This is a genomic window from Adhaeribacter rhizoryzae (assembly GCF_008629685.1).
GTDB classification, from domain to species: domain Bacteria; phylum Bacteroidota; class Bacteroidia; order Cytophagales; family Hymenobacteraceae; genus Adhaeribacter; species Adhaeribacter rhizoryzae.
The window spans coordinates 22,322-42,398 of record NZ_VWSF01000011.1; the positions used below are offsets into that span (position 1 = coordinate 22,322).

General features: G+C 42.4%; 20 protein-coding genes and 2 tRNA genes. 12 read left to right on the forward strand and 10 right to left on the reverse strand.

Annotated features, from left to right (window positions below; all coding sequences use genetic code 11):
* Window positions 1-88: 88 nt before the first annotated feature.
* Complete coding sequence (locus F0145_RS14560) at window positions 89-556, reverse strand: hypothetical protein (protein WP_150089159.1); 468 nt, start codon at window positions 554-556, stop codon at window positions 89-91.
* A gap of 630 nt (window positions 557-1,186) precedes the next feature.
* Window positions 1,187-1,262 (reverse strand) — tRNA-Phe (locus F0145_RS14565).
* 143 nt (window positions 1,263-1,405) lie between these two features.
* On the opposite strand from F0145_RS14565, the gene F0145_RS14570 reads away from it, so the two are divergent.
* The 6 genes from F0145_RS14570 (at window position 1,406) to F0145_RS14595 (ending at window position 8,956) form a co-directional block, all read left to right on the forward strand.
* Window positions 1,406-2,764 (forward strand): (Fe-S)-binding protein, encoded by a 1,359-nt coding sequence (locus F0145_RS14570; RefSeq protein WP_150089161.1) that lies wholly within the window; start codon window positions 1,406-1,408, stop codon window positions 2,762-2,764.
* A gap of 97 nt (window positions 2,765-2,861) precedes the next feature.
* The gene (locus tag F0145_RS14575; RefSeq protein WP_223816077.1) at window positions 2,862-3,668 is read left to right on the forward strand and encodes a (Fe-S)-binding protein; all 807 of its coding nucleotides are present in this window, start codon (window positions 2,862-2,864) and stop codon (window positions 3,666-3,668) included.
* A 258-nt stretch (window positions 3,669-3,926) separates the two neighbouring features.
* A complete protein-coding gene (locus F0145_RS14580) occupies window positions 3,927-4,409 on the forward strand; it encodes a hypothetical protein (RefSeq protein ID WP_150089163.1) in 483 nt (160 codons plus the stop codon).
* 85 nt (window positions 4,410-4,494) lie between these two features.
* Window positions 4,495-6,420 carry an OmpA family protein gene (locus F0145_RS14585; RefSeq protein WP_150089165.1) on the forward strand — a complete coding sequence of 642 codons (1,926 nt, stop codon included), beginning with the start codon at window positions 4,495-4,497 and terminating at the stop codon, window positions 6,418-6,420.
* A 180-nt stretch (window positions 6,421-6,600) separates the two neighbouring features.
* Window positions 6,601-7,764, forward strand: a complete 1,164-nt coding sequence (locus F0145_RS14590; protein ID WP_150089167.1) for an AIR synthase related protein — start codon at window positions 6,601-6,603, stop codon at window positions 7,762-7,764.
* A 457-nt stretch (window positions 7,765-8,221) separates the two neighbouring features.
* Complete coding sequence (locus F0145_RS14595) at window positions 8,222-8,956, forward strand: DUF4476 domain-containing protein (RefSeq protein ID WP_150089169.1); 735 nt, start codon at window positions 8,222-8,224, stop codon at window positions 8,954-8,956.
* A gap of 111 nt (window positions 8,957-9,067) precedes the next feature.
* On the opposite strand, the gene F0145_RS14600 is transcribed toward F0145_RS14595, so the two are convergent.
* Window positions 9,068-9,565, reverse strand: coding sequence for a DUF4293 domain-containing protein (locus F0145_RS14600; RefSeq protein WP_150089171.1), 498 nt, complete (start codon window positions 9,563-9,565; stop codon window positions 9,068-9,070).
* Between the two features lie 63 nt (window positions 9,566-9,628).
* On the opposite strand from F0145_RS14600, the gene F0145_RS14605 reads away from it, so the two are divergent.
* From F0145_RS14605 to F0145_RS26230, 6 genes are all read left to right on the forward strand, one after another.
* Window positions 9,629-10,831 (forward strand): acetyl-CoA C-acyltransferase, encoded by a 1,203-nt coding sequence (locus F0145_RS14605; RefSeq protein WP_150089173.1) that lies wholly within the window; start codon window positions 9,629-9,631, stop codon window positions 10,829-10,831.
* A gap of 176 nt (window positions 10,832-11,007) precedes the next feature.
* The gene (gene truA, locus F0145_RS14610) at window positions 11,008-11,799 is read left to right on the forward strand and encodes a tRNA pseudouridine(38-40) synthase TruA (RefSeq protein WP_150089175.1); all 792 of its coding nucleotides are present in this window, start codon (window positions 11,008-11,010) and stop codon (window positions 11,797-11,799) included.
* Window positions 11,800-11,913: 114 nt separating this feature from the next.
* Entirely contained in the window at window positions 11,914-13,683 is a 1,770-nt protein-coding gene (locus tag F0145_RS14615; protein WP_150089177.1) for an ABC transporter ATP-binding protein, read from the forward strand.
* A 69-nt stretch (window positions 13,684-13,752) separates the two neighbouring features.
* On the forward strand, window positions 13,753-14,274 hold the full coding sequence (locus F0145_RS14620; RefSeq protein ID WP_150089179.1) for a hypothetical protein: 522 nt from the start codon (window positions 13,753-13,755) through the stop codon (window positions 14,272-14,274).
* Between the two features lie 216 nt (window positions 14,275-14,490).
* Window positions 14,491-15,141, forward strand: a complete 651-nt coding sequence (locus tag F0145_RS14625; RefSeq protein ID WP_150089181.1) for a response regulator transcription factor — start codon at window positions 14,491-14,493, stop codon at window positions 15,139-15,141.
* 163 nt (window positions 15,142-15,304) lie between these two features.
* Window positions 15,305-15,460, forward strand: coding sequence for a hypothetical protein (locus tag F0145_RS26230; RefSeq protein ID WP_190277557.1), 156 nt, complete (start codon window positions 15,305-15,307; stop codon window positions 15,458-15,460).
* A gap of 291 nt (window positions 15,461-15,751) precedes the next feature.
* On the opposite strand, the gene F0145_RS14630 is transcribed toward F0145_RS26230, so the two are convergent.
* From F0145_RS14630 to F0145_RS14655, 7 genes are all read right to left on the reverse strand, one after another.
* Window positions 15,752-16,153 (reverse strand): hypothetical protein, encoded by a 402-nt coding sequence (locus tag F0145_RS14630; RefSeq protein ID WP_150089183.1) that lies wholly within the window; start codon window positions 16,151-16,153, stop codon window positions 15,752-15,754.
* A gap of 286 nt (window positions 16,154-16,439) precedes the next feature.
* The gene (locus F0145_RS26235; protein ID WP_190277558.1) at window positions 16,440-16,610 is read right to left on the reverse strand and encodes a hypothetical protein; all 171 of its coding nucleotides are present in this window, start codon (window positions 16,608-16,610) and stop codon (window positions 16,440-16,442) included.
* An 860-nt stretch (window positions 16,611-17,470) separates the two neighbouring features.
* A complete protein-coding gene (locus F0145_RS14635) occupies window positions 17,471-17,659 on the reverse strand; it encodes a hypothetical protein (protein WP_150089185.1) in 189 nt (62 codons plus the stop codon).
* Window positions 17,660-17,715: 56 nt separating this feature from the next.
* On the reverse strand, window positions 17,716-17,898 hold the full coding sequence (locus F0145_RS26620; RefSeq protein WP_150089187.1) for a hypothetical protein: 183 nt from the start codon (window positions 17,896-17,898) through the stop codon (window positions 17,716-17,718).
* A gap of 643 nt (window positions 17,899-18,541) precedes the next feature.
* Window positions 18,542-18,799, reverse strand: coding sequence for a hypothetical protein (locus F0145_RS14645; protein WP_150089189.1), 258 nt, complete (start codon window positions 18,797-18,799; stop codon window positions 18,542-18,544).
* 461 nt (window positions 18,800-19,260) lie between these two features.
* Window positions 19,261-19,500 (reverse strand): hypothetical protein, encoded by a 240-nt coding sequence (locus F0145_RS14650; protein WP_150089191.1) that lies wholly within the window; start codon window positions 19,498-19,500, stop codon window positions 19,261-19,263.
* Window positions 19,501-19,948: 448 nt separating this feature from the next.
* Window positions 19,949-20,022 (reverse strand) — tRNA-Pro (locus F0145_RS14655).
* Between the last annotated feature and the right edge of the window lie 55 nt (window positions 20,023-20,077).

The window sequence follows — 20,077 nt, forward strand, 5'->3', positions numbered from 1 at the left end:
TAAACCCTAAAAATATGCATTTGTAAAAATTATTCTCAATAAGTCTTTTTTATGCTTTAAAATATTGCCTGCTTAAATCATAATGTAATTATGCCCAAGCTTCGTTGTTGCCCAGGTAAATTTTGCCCTGCATGCTTAGCTTTATCAAAAATCCGGTAGCAGTGCCTTTGGCCTCAATCCAGCCTTGTTTCATCAGGTACAAAGCAATTTGGCCCAATTGGTTCCATTCCCGATTTTCTAAACCCGGAATCTCTGACATATCGTGAAATCTGTCCGGCTCCGTGTTAAGCGTATTCAGAATTACCTGGGTTAAAATATACAGTTCTTGCGGGGCTACCTGAGCCAGATCGGTCGCCTCAGTTGTTTGGTTAACCGAAGATATTGCATGATTACTGCGTTTATTCTTTTCGTAAATGTCGTAACCAGTAATGCGGCCCGACAGAGGCGCATTATTACCCTGCTGCAGATTAGAAATGCTCCGGTTGGTACCAGTAGTTTTTCTTTCTTTATAGTATAACCAGGTCAACGATTTGTTCAGAATTTCGGTAGTATTCATGGCATTGTGTGTTTTAACTATACAAACATAGGTGTTGCTATATATTTAAAAAAGGACAATGTGGGGTGTTTTGTAACATGTATTTTTTAAGGCATTTTTCTGGGTATAATGGCCTTAGTAGCTTAAAAACAGCTTTTTTTAAGATTGTAGAACTACGAAATTTAGGTGTTGTGTAACAAAAATGTATATTTTTAATTTAAATAAATAGATATTTTATAACAGGTGTTGTAAATAATTGCGTTATAAATGCTTTTAAGCGCAATTTTAAGCTTTGTCGTAGGACTTATCTTATAATTATATTTTAGATGTTAAAATTAATATTTTGGATATTACAAATATTGTAAAAACAATATGTATTTGTTTCTGATTTATGCTGAGTAAAATAAAACGTGGGAATCAGGCTAAGCAAATAAGCAATACTGCATTTAGTTAAAAACAGCTTCTGAAGTAACTTGGTTAAGAAGTAACTTGGTTAAAAAGAAACATATTAGTTTAAATGGAATAAGGTTGTAGCAAAAATTATTTTTAACTTAACCTTACCTGATAGGGCAAGTTTGCGGTACAAATAATTTAGAATCGGAGGGATGAATGCATAAAAAAAGCCCCAGATTTCTCTGAGGCTTCTTTAGCTGGTGGTGATGATTGGAATCGAACCAACGACACAAGGATTTTCAGTCCTTTGCTCTACCGACTGAGCTACATCACCAGCCCTTTTGGTTAAAAAGTATGCAAAAGTATGTATTCTGATTCTACTACGCAATAGTTCGGCGAAATAATTTTTTATAAAAGATATAGTTTACTTTTGTTATCATTACGTAACGCTATTCAGAACCCCCAAGCTGTTGTTGCATGGTTAGTAATATAATATTCTTGTTGGTAGTTATTGCGGGTATTGGCCTCTTTGTGTGGCAAGTCCGGAAAATCCGGAAAAACATAAACCTGGGCCGCGCTAAAAATATTGCCGGCAACGCCTCTGAGCGGCTAAATAAATTGTTGCTAGTAGCTTTTGGGCAGCAGAAAATGTTTAAGCGCCCCTGGCCGGCTTTGCTGCACGCCGTAGTTTATGTAGGTTTCCTGGTGATAAATATTGAGGTACTGGAAATATTGATAGACGGTATTTTTGGTACGCACCGGGTGTTGCGTTTTCTGGGTCCGGTTTACAGTGCTTTAATGGGGGTAAACGAAATATTGGCTTTCCTGGTAATTATCGCCTGTGTTATTTTCCTGGCGCGCCGCAATATTACCAAAGTACCCCGCCTTACCCGCGGCCCCGAAATGCGCGCCTGGCCCCGGCTGGATGCGAATATCATTCTGGTGGTAGAGATTGTGCTGATGCTGGCCTTATTTGCTTTTAATATTGCCGATTTAAAAATTTACGAGCAACGCGGCGAAGAACTGGCGGGTAGTTTTCCTATCAGTCAATTATTCATAAATATTTTTGGCAGCGATGTAGCCACTTTGGAAGTTATCCGGACGGCTGGCTGGTGGATTCATATTCTGGGTATTCTGGCTTTTCTGAATTATTTGCCCAGTTCCAAGCACTTCCACATTATTATGTCGTTCCCCAACGTGTATTATTCACGACTGGAACCCAAAGGCCAGTTTACCACCAACGAGAGCATTACCCACGAGATAAAAGCCATGCTGGACCCCAGCTACCAGGTGCCAGTACTACCCGCAGGAACTGAGCCGCAAAAATTTGGGGCCAAAGACGTAGAAGACCTGACTTGGAAGCAACTGATGGATGCCTACACCTGTACCGAGTGTGGCCGCTGTACCGATGTTTGTCCGGCTAATATTACCGGTAAGTTGTTATCGCCCCGCAAAATAATTATGGACACCCGCGACCGGTTAGAAGAAAAAGGCGAACACCCGGCCATATTCCGGCCCAACCATTACCAGGAACAAGGCGAAGAACGGGTAAAAACTACCGAAGAAAAAACCTTGCTGCGCGGCTACGTAACCCCCGAAGAACTCTGGGCCTGTACAACCTGTAACGCCTGCGTAGAAGCCTGCCCCGTGAATATCGATCAGCTTTCTTCTATTATGGACATGCGGCGCTATTTGGTATTAGAAGAATCGGCCGCGCCAAATGCCCTTAACAGCATGTTTACCAATATTGAAAATAATGGCGCGCCCTGGGCATTTTCGCCTTCTGATAGATTGAACTGGGCAGATAATTTGTTCTTAAATGAAAAAAGTAGTTAGTGCTTAGTTATTAGTGCTTACATGGAGAATATGCTGACGCTTGCGAATTCCCGGACCATTAAACTAAAAGCTAATTACTAACACCTAATCACCTAAAATGACTAACAAAAAACAAATAACGGTACCTACCATGGCCGATTACATGGCCCGCGGCGAAATGCCCGAAATATTGTTTTGGGTGGGTTGTGCCGGCGCTTTCGACGACAGATACAAAAATGTGACGCGGGCTTTTGTGCGAATACTGGAACACGTGGGCATTAAATACGCGGTGTTGGGTTTAGAAGAAAGCTGCACCGGCGACCCGGCCAAGCGAGCCGGCAACGAATTTTTGTTTCAGATGCAGGCCATGACCAATATTCAGGTACTGGATGGCTACGGCATTAAAAAAATTGTAACTGCTTGCCCGCATTGCTTTAACACCATTAAAAACGAATATCCGGCCTTGGGCGGCAACTACGAAGTAATTCACCACAGCACGTTTTTGCAGCAATTAATTAACGAAGGCAAAGTACGTCTGGCCGATGGCGGCGCTTTTAAAGGTAAACGTATTACCTTCCATGATTCCTGCTATTTAGGGCGGGCCAATGGTATTTACGAAGCTCCCCGTGAGGTAATAGCCGCACTGGATGTAGATTTGGTAGAAATGAAGCGTAGCCGTGCTAATGGTTTGTGCTGCGGAGCTGGTGGCGCCCAAATGTGGAAAGAACCCGAACCCGGCCGCAAAGACATAAATATTGAACGAACCGAAGAAGCCCTGGCCCTGGAACCCAATATTATTGCTTCGGCTTGTCCGTTTTGTATGACCATGCTTTCGGATGGCGTAAAAAATAAAGACCGGGAGCAAGACGTTAAAGTTTTTGATATTGCCGAACTGATTGCCTCGGCCGAAGGTATAAATGCTTAATGAATTGTTGAAGTGTTAGATTGTTGAATGGTTAAATTGTTAATTGCTAAATGGCTGATTGTTGAAATTAAATAGTTAATTAATTCATTAACCGGTGAAGCAATTTAATATTGCCATCATTCAGCAATCAACTCATAAAACAATTTAACCATCCAACAATTCAGCAATTAACCATCCAACAATTCAACAATCTAACAATTCGATAATCTAACAATTCAACAATTCGATAATCTAACAATTCAACAATTAACAGTAAAAATGTATATCCCATTTAGTCAATTACCGGCGAATGCCCGGGTTTGGATTTACCAGGCCAGTCGTGCTTTAACCGAAGAAGAAGTAGCCGCGCTAGGTACGGTACTCGCGCAATTTTCTACGGAATGGACCAGCCATGGCGAGACCTTGCAGGCTTCGGCCCAAATATTTCATAATCGGTTTCTGGTAATCGCCAACAACGAAGATGTAAACTCTCCCAGTGGTTGCTCCATAGATGCATCGGTCCGGTTTGTAAAAGAACTCGAACAAAGATTAAACGTATCATTTTTCGACCGGACGCAACTGGCTTTCTTTAAAGATAACGGCGTAGAAGTAGTGCCGCTTAAAGCCGTAAAAGAAAAAATTAGCAGCGGCGAATTGCAAGCCGATAGCCTGTATTTTGATAATACCGTGCCTACGGCCGGTCAGGTATTAAACAGTTGGCCTAAACCGGCAAAAGAAACCTGGCTGGCACGGTATTTTTAAAATAATATATAAAGGAGAAAATCGTTGTAATATTGCTTTTATTCCTTTTTATTACCCTGTTTTATAAACTGCTGCAGAAAAATTAATGAAGCATAAAATATATACGCTCCTTTATCTCTTCCTTTTTGTATCGCTGGCGGCTTGTGCCGTTCTCGATAAAGTTAGCAAGGCCGATAAACTCTTTGCCCGCGAAGAATATCAATCGGCGATTGCGCTTTACCAGAAAGCCCTGAAAGGCAAGGAAAATAATGCTGAACTTAACTACAAACTAGCCGAATCGTATCGGTTATCTAACCGCATCCAATTGGCCGAGCCTTTTTACAAAGCGGCGCTGGATAACGGCTATAAAAAAGACGATGTGTTTCTGAACTACGGTTTGGCACTGCAGGCCAACGGTAAATACACCGAAGCCAGCACCGAACTAAGTAAATATATTCAGGTAGGGGCCAACAAAGTGGCTGTAGAGCGGGCTAAGCGCGAAGTAGCTAACCTGGCCGAATTGCCCCAAGTATTAAAAGCTAAAAATTATTACGAAATAACGCCGCTGGAGCAAATAAATTCCGAAGCAGCAGATTTTGGAGTGGCTATGGCCGAAGGTGAAGTAATATTTGCCTCGTCGCGCGGCGGCGGTGCTGTATTTAAAGGCAACGGCCAGGGCTTTACCGATTTATACGCCTTTAAACCCAGCAACCCCAACGATATGCTCAGTGCCGGTTCGGTGCGCAAGTACGAAGCCCTCCTGAATTTATCCGGCATTCACGATGCGGTAGCAACTTTTACGCCCGATGGCAAAACCGTAATATTTGCCCGCGGCAACGAAGGCACTAAAAAAGGTAGAGAGAATGTAGATTTATTTATTTCGAGATTTAGATCTGGTGCCTGGTCGGAGCCCCGCCTGATTCGGTTGAACAAAACCGATGCCTGGGATTCTACGCCATTTTTAGCGCCCGACGGTAAAACGCTTTACTTCGCCTCCGACCGCAAAGGGGGCCAGGGCGGTACCGATATTTACAAAGCCACCCTCGATGATGCCGGTAATTTCTCGGCACCCGAAAACCTGGGTGCGCCCATCAATACCCCCGGTAACGAAAGCTTCCCGGCCGTTGGCGAAGATGGTACTTTCTATTTTGCTTCGGATGGGCATCCAGGCTTGGGCAAACTCGATATTTACAAGGTGGTAGATAACAAGGTCGTAAATATGGGGGGCGAGATTAATTCTACCGGCGATGATTTTGGTATTTACCCCTTAAGCGCGGAATCCGGGTTATTTTCTTCGGAACGCGAAGGCGGTAAGGGCAGCGACGATATTTACTTCTTCAAAAAGAATCAGCCTAAATTGGTAGCTTTCTTTCTGGATGTAAAAGTACTGGAGCAATTGGAAGGCAATGCCGGTACCAAACCAATTAATAATATTCGGGTTACTTTACAAGATGCGCAAGGCAAACGCATAGAAGATGAACTAACCAACGAAGCCGGTGTATTAAGTTTTTCGCTCGATACCGCCAGCACGTATTCTATTATTGCGCAGCGGCCCGGCTATTTTGCTGCCCGCCAAGCGGTAACTACGCAAGGTAAAACGCCACCGCAAGCTTCGCTTACCAAACCTTTAACCGATATTCGTTTATCGGCTACCTTAACGCTGTCTAAAATAGTGAAAAACAAGCCCATTGTGGTCGAGAATATTTACTACGATTTAGATAAAGCCGATATTAGGGCAGATGCGGCGCAGGAATTAGATAAACTGGTGCAAACGCTGGTAGATAACCCGAAAATTACGATTGAGCTAAGTTCCCACACCGACGTACGCGGGAAAGATGCTTATAACTTAGATTTATCAGATAGGCGGGCTAAATCGGCCGTAGCTTATATTATATCCAAAGGCATCGACCCTAAACGGGTAACGGCTAAAGGCTACGGCGAAACCCGGTTAATTGTGAAAAACGCTAAAACTGAAGAAGAACACCAACGCAACCGCCGTACCGAGTTTAAAGTTACCCGGATAACGGAATAATTTCGTTGTTCGTTACTCGTTGTTCGTTATTCGAGAAAATGTTTTAAGATTATCTTTGAGGAATTATTATGAGAAAGCCGCTTATTAGAGCGGCTTTCTTATTTTTGCACTGTCGTGCGCGTTGCTGATTTTAAATTAATTAAATCGAACAACGAATAACGAGTAACGAACAACGAAATCATGGAAAATCGCTATCTCCGGCGCGGCGTATCGGCTTCTAAAGAAGACGTACACGCTGCTATCAAAAATATTGATAAAGGCTTATTCCCGAAGGCATTCTGCAAAATAATTCCGGATTTATTAGCCGGCGATCCCGATTTCTGCAATATTATGCACGCCGACGGCGCGGGCACCAAATCGGCGCTGGCTTATCTGTATTGGAAAGAAACCGGCGATTTATCGGTTTGGAAAGGAATTGCCCAGGATGCCATTATCATGAATGTGGATGATTTGCTGTGCGTCGGCGCCATTGATAATATTTTACTTTCTTCTACCATTGGCCGGAATAAAAATTTGGTACCCGGCGAAGTGATTGCCGCTATTATTAACGGTACCGAAGAAATATTGCAACTGCTGCGGGATAACGGTATGGGCATTTACAGCACCGGCGGCGAAACCGCCGATGTAGGCGATTTGGTCCGCACCATTATTGTAGATAGTACCGTTACCGCCCGGATGCGCCGCGACGAAGTAATTTCTAACCACACCATACAACCCGGCGATGTAATTGTAGGTTTTGCTTCGGATGGGCAGGCCACTTACGAAACCGAGTACAACGGCGGTATGGGCAGCAACGGCCTCACCTCGGCCCGCCACGATGTATTCGCCAAATATTTAGCCCAGCAATACCCCGAAAGCTTTGACCCTAATGTGCCTGCTGATTTGGTTTACTCCGGCCAATATAAGCTAACCGATGTGGTACCTGAAGTAGGGATTACCATGGGCAAATTGGTTTTATCTCCCACCCGTACATATGCGCCGGTGGTGCGCGAAACATTGCAACAACACCGGGCCAATATTCACGGTATGGTGCATTGCAGCGGTGGCGCCCAAACCAAAGTGCTGCACTTTACGGAGCAGGTGCATATTATTAAAGATAATCTTTTCCAGATTCCGCCTTTGTTCCGCATTATTCAGGAAGAAAGCCAGACCAGTTGGCAAGAGATGTACAAAGTATTTAACATGGGTCATCGACTGGAAATATACCTATCCGAGCAGTATGCCCAGGACTTAATAAATATTGCCGCCAGCTATAACATACCTGCCCAAATAGTTGGCCGCGTAGAAGCTTCCGATACCAACCGCCTAACCATTACAAGCCCTTACGGCCAGTTTGAGTATTAGCGGATCATCAGGCCTAGAATTTAGCTAAGGCCAGCGCCTGTGTCCTGTTAGTGAGATGTCTGCCGAACGCTGGCTGCTAATATTAGTAGCAGAGAAAGGAGTATTGTAAATCAAACCACCCCTGCCCCTCCTTAGCTAAGGCGGGGAGCCGGGCTAATGCAAAACTTAGGCCTATCTAAAGCATTAGCCGCAACTCCTCCCCTAATTTAGGGAAGGTGCCCGGAGGGCGGAAGGGTTAAGTACAGCCAAGAGAAAATGAGATGCCCGCTGCACTGGTGAAAGCCGGTAAATCGAAGTCAAAGGAAAGTATTTCCAATTGGCTTTAGCTCTCTTATTTCACCCCCTAATATTGCTGTTCGTCGACGGTTAAGTATATCACTAGCCTATATAGATTATTTGGCATAATAATTGGCTTTGGGTAAGTATGATATAAACTTTACACCTAACACTTACCCCTATGAAATCTTTAGTGGTCTTATTCTTCGGAATGCTCCTCTGGACCCAACAAGCCTATGCCAGTCGTGCCAGCGTCGCTTTTGCCTCCAAACGCGGAGAGCCCTTTCTGGTAGCCATCGACGGCCGTTTAATTAACCGCAATCCTACTGACCGCTTACGGCTAAATGATATTCCGGCTGGGTACCATGCTGCGGAAATCCGGTTCCCGGACCGTTATGGGGCATTAGTACACCGCGCCCGCATATTCTTAGAGCCTGGTTACGAAACGGAGTTTGTGGTGCAGGTAGTTGGCCGTCGCCCCCGGGTAGTTTTAAATAGAGTAGGCCGTTACCCAATAAACGGAGGTGTTGTGCCTCCACCGTATCCGGTACCCGAACCACCGCGTCCGCGTCCGGATTACCCCGACCGGAATGATGACCGCAACCGCGATAATGTTTGTCCGGATTTATTGGCCGGCGCCGAATTTGAGCGCTTTTTTAATACGCTGTCCAGCCGCCCCTTCGACGATGATAAGTTATCGTTGGCCAAGCAGGTAATCGGCCAGAGCACGATTTACGCCGAGGACTTGAAGCGGGTAATGAAACAGTTTAGCTTTGATAACCGGAAAACTGATTTAGCTAAGTTTGCTTACAACAACGTGTGCGACCGCCGCAATTTTTACCTGGTTTACGATGCTTTTACCTTTGAGTCGAGCGCCCGGGAACTCGAAAGATATATTAATGACCTGGCTAAGTAAAAAATTAGAATTGATTGCTTGCCGGATGGTAGCGACCAAATGAATAAAAAAGCCCTTGTTTTTAACAAGGGCTTTTTTATTCATTTGGAAAATAGTAGCATCTTTTTAAGCTTACCGTAACCGATCTACGGAGCGAACCAAATCCTCGTCGCGTTTGATGAAGCGGTTAGCCAGGGAGTTTACCACTAACCCCAGTAAGGGCAAATAAAAGCCGGCCTGGTACTTACCCGGCGTAGTTGTTTTTATCAATGCATCGCCCTCGTACGATGAATAATAAAAAATAGTACCAATTAGAGCCGCCAGTAACAACGAGTTAAGCAAACCCAGTTTAATTTGGGTAAACCGGTTTTTAAACTGAAAAATTTCGTAAAGGGCTACCAAGGCAATAACAATGGCTAACCCGCCAATGGCTATGGTGTTCCGGTTAATCGTGCCAATGGTGCTGGCTGCATCAGTAGGCGTAACGGCCTGGGTGCTTAAAGAGAAAGCGGTTAAAACAACTTCCTGGTTATTATCCGGATTGGTCTTAGCCCACAAAGGCAAAAACAACAGGCTTACCATGGCAATTACCAATATTAGCAGAAATACACTTTGAATTCTTTGGATCATAGTATCGTTAATTAACTTGCAAATCAGTTACAAAATTAGGTAAACCTAGCCGAAAGTAAAACCATGCAGGCAGCATATATTGTGGATTTAGTGCGGACACCCATCGGAAAGTTAGGCGGAGCCCTGAGTACCGTCCGTCCCGATGACCTGGCGGCCCATGTTATACAGGAATTGCTGGCTCGTAATCCGGCTATTGAGCCGTTGCTGGTAGACGATGTAATATTGGGAGCGGCCAACCAGGCCGGCGAAGATAACCGCAACGTGGCCCGCATGGCGGCTTTGCTGGCTGGCTTACCCGTAGAAGTGCCGGGCGTAACGGTAAACCGCTTGTGTGCTTCTGGTTTGCAAGCCATTATAGATGCCAGTCGGGCAATTAGGAGCGGTGATGGCGAGGTGTATATTGCCGGCGGCGTAGAAAGCATGACCCGTGCGCCCTTTGTAATGGCTAAGTCCGAAATCCCTTTTGCCCGCGACCCGCAAATTTACGATACTACTATGGGCTGGCGCTTTATTAATAAGAAATTAGCGCAACTGCACCACCCGTATTCTATGGGCGAAACCGCCGAGAATGTGGCCCGCCAATGGCAAATTACCCGTGAGCAACAGGACGAATTTGCTTATAACTCGCAACAAAAATACCAAGCAGCGGCTGCCAGAGGGGCTTTCGAGCAGGAACTGGTAGCGGTTACAGTACCACAAAAATCTGGTGAACCTGTATTATTTGCCGTTGACGAGCATCCGCGCTTAACCAGCCCCGAGAAATTAGCTGCCCTTAAACCGGCTTTTCTGCCCGAGAACGGAACGGTTACCGCCGGTAATTCGTCGGGTATTAACGATGGTGCCGCGGCTTGCTTAGTGGTGAGCGAAAATATCCTAACCCGCTATAATTTAAAGCCGCTAGCCCGGATTGTTGCTGCTGCAGTAGCGGGTGTTTCGCCGGATATTATGGGCATGGGCCCGGTACCAGCTACGCAAAAAGCTTTAAAACTTGCCAACCTAACTAGCAACGATTTAGATTTGATTGAATTGAACGAGGCCTTTGCCGCACAGGCGCTTGCGTGTATACAAGACTTAAACCTCGACCCGAAAAAAGTAAATGTAAACGGCGGTGCTATTGCCATTGGTCATCCGTTAGGCGCAAGCGGTACCCGTATTTCGGCTACGCTCATCCACGAAATGCAAAAACGCCAGAATATTCGTTACAGCCTGGCAACAATGTGCGTAGGGGTAGGACAAGGAGCCGCCGTTATTTATGAGAAGTGTTAGGTTTAGAGTTGTAAGTATTAAGTTATAAGTAGTAAGTTTTACGTTCTTTTCTAAATTAATCATTGTCTGTTTCTCTTAGCCTAAGACTCTTTAAATATTCTAATTACCACATTAGCACATTAAAAAATTAACACATCAGCACATTAGCACATTAGCACATTAGCACATTAAAATTAATGCGATATTTTTTAGAACTGGCTTACGACGGCACTGATTACCACGGCTGGCAAACCCAACCCAATGCCCGTACGGTGCAGGAAATATTAGATAAATGCCTTTCAACTATTTTGCGGCAACCCATTGAAACCTTGGGTAGCGGTCGCACCGATACCGGCGTACACGCGGCCCAGCAGTTTGCCCATTTCGACCTGGCCCAAGCTTTACCCGAGGAAGCTAGTTTGTGTTACCGACTCAACCGCTTGTTGCCAACAGATATCAGCGCCATCAAGCTTTACCCGGTGGGGCCGGAGGCACACGCCCGCTTCGATGCCGTGGCCCGCACCTACGAATACCACATTACGCAGGTGAAGAATCCGTTTCTGCAACGATACGCGCATTACCTAAACCGATCCGTAAATATTCATTTATTGAACGAAGCGGCAGCCCAACTTTTAACCCATGAAGATTTTACTACCTTTTCGAAAGTTAAAGGCGATACCTTGCATTACCGCTGCCGCATGCACGCGGCGTATTGGGAAGAAATTGAAAACGGCTTACGCTTTACCATCCGGGCTAACCGGTTTTTGCGCGGTATGGTGCGCCTGGTAGTAGGTACTTTGCTGGATGTAGGAACCGGTAAAATATCGCCCAAAGATTTTAAGAATATTCTGACTGCCCAGGATCGGCGAAAAGCTAGTGCTGCGGCACCGGCTGCCGGCTTATTCTTAACCCAGGTAACTTACCCGGAAGGTTATTTTGCCGACCAGAAAGAAAAATTTATACAAGATAAAACCTCTGCCTTGCTTTAGCAGTTACACCTAAGGCTGCGGGCTACGAATAAAAGTAGTAGCTTTGCCGTTATATTTTTTAGCAGCAACGTTTAGCCGGTAGCCTTCCGGCTGTTTTAAAAAAGGAATTTACTATTGGAACAGAAAACCGGTAAACAGGCAGGCAGCACCTTCGATTTTACAACTCTGAAGCGCCTCTATGCCTTTGTTAAGCCTTATAAGCGCATATTTTATTTCATTATATTTCTCACCGTTACTTCGGCGGTATTGGCGGCGCTGCGGCCTTTTCTGGTGCAGTACACCGTAGATAACCACATTATGGTCGGCGATTTAGATGGCCTCACTAAAATGTTTATCGGGTTGGGTGTATTGCTGATTGTGCACACGGGCGTGGAATATTTGCATACGTATTTTGCCGGCTGGCTGGGCCAGCATATTGTGCGCGATATACGGGTGTTGCTGTACAAGCATATCTTAAAACTCCGGCTTAAATTCTACGACCGTACTCCCATTGGTACGCTGGTAACCCGTAACGTTTCGGATGTGGAGCAGCTATCGGATGTGTTCTCCGAAGGGCTAGCGGCCATGTCGGGCGATATTCTGCAGCTCGTCTTTATCCTGGGCTATATGCTCTACATCGACTGGAAGCTGACTTTGGTGAGTTTGGCTACCTTCCCGTTTTTGTTTATCAGCACGTATATTTTCAAAGAGAAAGTAAAGAAATCTTTTCAGGAGGTGCGTACGGCCGTGGCTAATTTAAATGCGTTTGTGCAGGAACATATTACCGGCATGAACATCGTGCAAATATTTAACAACGAAGCCCGCGAAGAACGGAAATTCCAGAAAATAAACCAGGAGCATACCCAAGCCCAAATCCGGTCGGTACTCTATTATTCTATATATTTTCCGGTGGCCGAAGTAATTGGGGCAACCGGTACCGGCTTATTGGTTTGGTACGGGGCACGCGGTGTTATAAACGAAGAAGTAACGCTGGGTACGCTTATTGCCTTTATCATGTACATAGCCATGTTTTTCCGGCCCATCCGGCAAATTGCCGACCGTTTTAATACCTTGCAACTGGGTGTGGTAAGTACCGAGCGCATTGTGCGCCTACTCGATTCCAAAGAATTAATATCAGATACCGGTACCTATGCACCCGCTACTATTCGGGGCGATGTATCTTTTGAGCGCGTGTGGTTTGCTTATAACAACGAGGAGTATGTATTACGCGATATTTCTTTTGAAGTAAAAGCCGGGCAAACGGTTGCTTTTGTAGGGGCTACCGGCGCTGGTAAAACGTCTATCATAAATTTATTAAGCCGTTTTTACGAAATAAACAAAGGTACCATTAAGGTCGATGGCGTTGATTTAACAGAATACGATTTAGATGTACTGCGCCGGCATATTGGGGTAGTGCTGCAAGATGTATTTTTGTTTTCGGGTTCTATTGCCGATAATATTAGTTTGGGTAACCCCCATATTACGCGCGAGCAAATTTGGGAAGCCGCCGAAATGGTAGGTGCCCGCAAATTTATTGAACGCCTGCCCGAAGGGTTAGATTACAAAGTAATGGAACGGGGTGCTACTTTATCGGTGGGGCAGCGGCAATTAATTTCGTTTGTGCGGGCCATGGTGTATAATCCCCGCATTATTATTCTCGACGAGGCCACTTCTTCGGTAGATTCCGAAACTGAAGAACTGATTCGCTACGCCATCGACCGGTTAATGCAAGGCCGTACCTCTATTGTAATTGCGCACCGTTTGTCTACCATTCAGAAAGCCGATAAAATTATTGTGATGGACAAAGGCGAAATAAAAGAAACTGGTAACCACGAAGAATTGCTGCAACAGCAAGGTTACTACGCGCAATTGTACCAGATGCAATACAAAGATGTGCTGAGTTAATATTGGTACGTTTAAAAAAATATTAGCCAAGAGCTAATCAGATACATAATATTTAGTTAGAATACGAACGTGAATAAATTTTTTTTAGGGTTAATATTATTAGTGCTGGTGGTAGGTTTTTCGGTTTATGCCTATTTAGGTGGTTTTAATAATCCTGAAATTAAAGTTACCACATCCAAAACCCAGTACATAGCCGGTACTTATTATGCGGGCCCTATAGAAGGAGAAGAATTGGGCCTTGTGTTCCGGAAAGCGGCAGAAGTTTTAGAGAAAAAAGAATTAGCCGGCCAATTAGCCAATATTTATTATAACAGCCCCGAAAAGCAAACCGATAGTCTGAAAGCTTTTATTGGTATTCTTATTCAGGATACAACTGCGCAACTGCCGGCCGGGTACCAGTTACAAAAACTACCTGGCGGCAAAAAAGTAGTGCAGGCTACCATTAACGCGCACTACATGTTATCGCCTAAAAAACTTTACCCTGCCTTATTCGAATATCTTAAAAAAGAAAGCCTCAAAAACCGGCAAACCTATCTCGAAATATTCCCGAACGAGCGTTCCGCTTTCATTCAAACCGAAATTCTTCCGTAGTTATACTTTCCTAAAGCTAAAAATTAAGTATTATTTTCCTATAAATACCCAAAATTGGGTATACCCTCGTATCTGTCTAGCACCTAAATTTGAATAAATTAAATCTTTCTAAGTCATAAGGGCACTATACGCCTCCTGTGGGTTTAGAAATTTGAAAGAAATTGATTGAGAGAGAGCAACCAATAAGTATCCTGATAGACTTTTAAGCAGTTGACAATGGTTAAGGTTGCTATTATTGATGAAAATGAACAGACCAAGCTGGAGCTCAAAAATTTTATTGATGCACAACGGGAGTTAAAGTGTGCCTGGGTTAGCAATTCTGTTTTGGAGGCGCTTACTATGCTACCAAGAAACGGAGTTTTGCACGTGCTGTTAATTAGCCTGGCCGACGATAACCTAAGCAAATTATCGCCGACACAGTTAAGAAAAGTAAAGGAAACGAATCCGGAAATCGAAATAATAATATTGGCTAATAGTCCTGACACAAAGAAGGTTATAACCCTATTGCGGGCCGGCGTAATAGGGTACTTGCCCCGGCATACGCCCCTGGCGCAACTAAAAGAAGCGATCTTGGGTAGCCGGCAGGGCGGGGCTTACATTGTACCGGTTATGGTTAGGCGGATGTTGGATTTTTTCCGGTCGCAAGAAGATTTTGAAGATGTACTAACCGATCGGGAAAAAGAAATTGTCCAGTGTTTGGTAGAAGGCATGAGTTATAAATTAATCGCTTTTAAGCTGGATGTTGCCCTGGATACCGTGCGATACCATTTGCGTAATATTTACAAAAAGCTCAATGTACATAGCAAAGCGCAGGTAATTAGCAAGGTTGTTACCGGCGAATTGGGGGTAAAAAATGAAAAATTGTAATAGAAACTAAGTCAGAAAAAATTTAATTAAACCTACCCAAACATGTAGTTGACAATACACTAATTAAGTTGTACCTTTAAATCGTAATATTTATAAATAATACGAAAATAATTAAATCCGAGCTCTTAAAATTGTAACTAACTCACATAAACTTTAAACGCGTATGAAAACAAAAGGTAATTTCTTAAGCTATATAGCTGCAGAAAAAAAGCAAAGAAAAGAAGAAGTTAAATCTCCTAACAACCAAAACTCTTATAACGGCTCTAAGTCGAAAAATTCTTCAGCTAGAAGCGAATCGGCACATTATCAAGTATCTTAATTACAGCTTATCGATTAAATTTACTTTTCAGAACTCTTAAAAAACACCTTTTTAGCCATACCCAATTTTAAGTTTGTGTGGTTGAAATAAAGAAATTAATCAACTGATAACGGCTCTCTCTCCTGAAGAGCCCATAATAAGGAGGCCGCCCAAGGATTATTGCCCACCTGGCCCATTTATTATAAAACAAAGCCTGCCTGTTTAAGTTAATTAAACAAGCAGGCTTTTGGTTTTATAAAAGGTTAGCCGATCCGGTAAGTTGCCGGCTTAAAATAAATTTAGGCGCAATTATTACAACTTGCGGGTTAATTCGGTAATCCGGGCTTTCAAATCATCAATCTGCGATTTATTTTTCTTCGATTTTTCAATGGCATCCAGCGTTTCGAGTAAGTGCTGCATTTCTTGCAGGTGCTTAAGGCGGTGCTTTTGCATGGTTGCGCTATCTGCATCGTGCGGCGTAGTATCAGATTTAAAAATATTGCCTTCGCCGTAAATTACCCAATGCGGATTTAGTTCGGGTATATTATTCAGTACCGATAATAAATCGTCCATGCAATAATTTTTACCCGCAATAATATTTGAAATTAAAATGGCAGATGTGTTGGTAAATTCGCCTAAGGCAAAAATATCCATGCCTTTAATTTTCATGAAAAAGCGAAGCCGGGTTCCTATCTGTTCTAAATTAGCTGCCATTTTTTATCTTTATCAAGGTGTTTAACTGTTCCGGAAATATTTAAAGCAGGCGTTTAGGCCTGTTGTAAGAACTCAATTGCCAAACTTAGCTTATAGCTAGCGGCTAAATATTTAATAATTTAAGTACAACAGGTATTATACGTTGCGGGGTAGTTAAGTAGTTTAACTGCGGCATTTAAAAAACGGCTAATTAAAAAACGGTAGTAAACAGAAAAGCCTGGTTAGTACCAGGCTATAGGCAAATTAATACTTAAAAGTTAGTTTAACAGGTGGTGTTGGGTACTAATTAATTTTCAGAAAAAGCATAAAGGCCAAAATCCGGAATAATAATATAAGCATAAAACCGATTGGTATCGTTAGCTTTCACTTCTTTGTTATATAAAATGCGCGCTGTTAAATCATTTTTGAGCCGGTTGCTGTAACTTAATTCTGAGGGTAATCTTATTCCTTTTTTCATGATGCTATACGGTTAAGGTAAAAGAATAGCCAAACCTGTTTGTTTATGAGCCTGACAATTATGGTAGATTACCCACGCCTAATTAAGGGTTGCAGGTTTCTGACCCGAAAACATATACGACTGCTTTAATTTTTTAAACGGTACTTTTTTAAGAAAAGCATTGCACTCTTAAAACTTTTCTATACAACAATGTGGCAGTAATTCAGATAGTTGACAATGAAGCGCGTAAAAGCTGGCTGGTTTTTCAGTTCCAATTCGAGCCTTATTCAGCCGCCCGCGCTTATTTATTATACCTTCACTATCTCCCGTTGCTGTTAGGTTTGTTGGCCGCCATAGCCTAGCAAGTCAAATAAATTTATTTACCCATTATAAAACCTGAACAGGCCTATGCTCATTATGTTCATGCTGTCAGCAATTTTCCTGTAGCTACCGGCTGTTTTATTCAGAGCGTTTTAGTAGACTGCCTAAAAGCTGCCAGGGAACGCGCCCTGTAAAATTCAGGCACCAGAACTTGCAACAACATTATCCGGTAAGTTTTTCCGGCAACAACGTTCCTCTAAATACTTAATGGGTATCTTAAGCATAGGAAGTATGTATTAAGCCATCATAAAACCATAATTATTATAACTTAAGCAGCTACTTAATACACCAATAGTACTTGTGCGCTCAATCGAAGCATCGTCTTTTATAATGGAATGGCCCATTCTCTTCCCTGGAAGGGCCAGGGGTAACTTTAGAAATTATTTAACTTTAGCTATTCCCGTTCTTAAATGCGCATAATAATTCAATATTGGTGTAAAGATATAAATACACTTAGGCTTGTTGCTTTTACAAAGGTCGTAATGCTTTGGTGCAGCTCTTTATATGCCAGTATGGCTACTGCCTTTTTTATTTTCTTTTTTTATTCGTTTCTGCTCGTAGGCAATTATAGAGTATATATGTTCTTTTAATTCTAAAGCTCCGGGTGTGCGGGGTTCAGCATCTACCAGTTCTTCTATGCGCTTGGCAATAGCATCGTAGTCGCGGTTGTTTTTAATGGTGTGTTTCATTCGTGTGTAGTATTAAGGGCTTAGAAAAAGTAATTAATGGTTGTGTTGGTAGTGGTTCAGGAGTTGTTGGTAAAATTGCCGCTGGTTATATTTAGGCCAGGAGTATCTTCTTTTTCGTGGGTTTTACGCTGTTTAAGGCTCTTATTTTTAATCCATGCCTCGTGTAATTCCCATAAGCTTATGGTAATTAATAACATAACAAATACAACGTAATACCCCAAAGCTGTTACCATTTTCATAACCAATGCATTTGCCGAAAGGATTACAACATATATACCAAAATACTTATATATTATAAGTTTATATAAAAATGATAATAGTGAGCACTTTATATATAAAAAATTATATATAAAATTTTGCTGCATTCTTCAGCTTTCCAGATAATGGAAAAGCTGTGCTAAATTTTGGAAATATTTGAAATAAAGCGTTTTAAACTACATTAAGAGGAGTATATTGCTTGTAAAATCAGGTGTGCATACCAGGGAAAGTAAAACTGATTGGGCTAAGAATTTGCCCTGAAAAGTTAAATACGGGAAGATAATTCTGGTAAAAAGTTTGTGCAGGAAGCTTAAGCCGGAAACTTACTAATATTTAAAAGCTGCGGTATTAGCTAATAAGCGTTTCCAAAATTTGTAAAATAGTTATTAGGTGTTTTGGCTTACAGCCGGGTACTAATATTGCAAGAGGCAGGATGCAATTTATTGGGTAGGGTTAAATAATATAAGCCCAGATAGGAATTAAATTTATTTCGACTTTATGCCTAAAGGTTAAGCAAAAGTTAATCTAAAGCGTAATAAATTTTTTATTGCCACTATTAAAATAATATTCACCAGAATGCCGGCTTTACTTTCGCCATCTAATAAACAGAAACCTTGAGAAAACTTATTCTTTGCTGGTAAATGCCCGGATGCCTGCTACTTCGTTCGATTTATTATCATACCAAACTTCGGCAAAAAAGGTGCTCAGGTAGTACGTGTTTATGCGGTATAACTCACAATAACGAGTAGCTAGGTAAGTACCATCGGTTATTAAATAATCTAATTGTTCGTAATAGGGCAGCAATTTAAAATCATGAAGACCCAAGGTGGCCTCTTTGGGTTTTTCGGTAATTGCTGCTGAATACTCTTTATCGTTAATCATTGGGTTACTTACGTATTGTAGAAGTTAATATATTAACTGCTTTTCAGAAGTAGGCTTAATAAAACAGTTTCTGTTAGTACCTGGGTTAAACCCGTGCCTATTGCCGCCTATATTTAATATTATTACTGTTTAATTAAAACAAAGCGCTTTCTTTCTCTCCATTAGCTCTGCCATAAATTTAAAAATTTGCCAAAAACCCAGAATAAATTTAGTACTAGGTAAGCCACTAAGCTTGTTTAGACTACTGCTTTACAAGCCTTTGTTAATGCAAATTTTTATAAGTAAAGTAAAGTTGCCAAATAATCCTAATAAAGCCCTAAAATATTACGCTAGACATATGATGATATTAATAGCCGCTAAATTAAAGTTATTCTAAATCAAGTATTTCTGCTTAAAGTTGCTTTTCGGAAGCCCGTACGAACTGCGGCGGCAGTTAAGTAAAAATATTGAAGCGGCTAAAGTTAAACTGGCTCGTTCAGGCGCAACTGCCCACCTTCCAGGCGCAGGCCGCCCCAGAAAAATGCCTCCGGTATATTCAGAGCATGGGCAAGTTGTTTAATAAAGCATATATTCCCTTGTTCCAGGTTTTCGTGAATTTCTGTAAGGGGCATATCAAACTGCTCGCAAAGTAAAGCGGGTGTTTTGTGGCGAAATTCTAGTGCTTGGTAAAGCAATTCGTAACGGCTGTAGATGATTCCCATGTTAAGGAGATGCTAAAAAGAATAATTACTAATAAATAACTGCTATTAAGCAAAATTAAATGGTATACTTTCCATTTGTCTTTGAAGCCCATCTCTGTCATTCAGGAGGAAACTATTTGGCTGCCTGCTACATAGTTTCCTCCTGAATGACAAATGTGGGTTACTTAAAGTTTCACTGCTTTGGCTTTTGCGTAACATCAGTAAATAACTATTTGCGAAATAGTATTAATGGATAATTTATAAAGTAGAATAACTGAGCTGTAATAAGTTACCGGAAAATTTCGGTAAAGGAAAGAAGTACGTTTTTAAAATTGGCGTACATTAAAAATTATGGTGCCAATCTAAATTCAAGATAAAATTTACACTAAATATTTTGAAAAGGCGATTAATTATTTATAGCAGAAAAACAAAAAAACCTCCTAAACTTACGTCTAGAAGGCTTTATTAGTCGGGATGGCCGGATTTGAACCGACGACCTCCAGCACCCCATGCTGGCGCGATACCGGGCTACGCTACATCCCGAGCGTGCTGCAAAACTAATTAAATTTTAATAATCCGAAAAGCCTGGCGCTAAAAT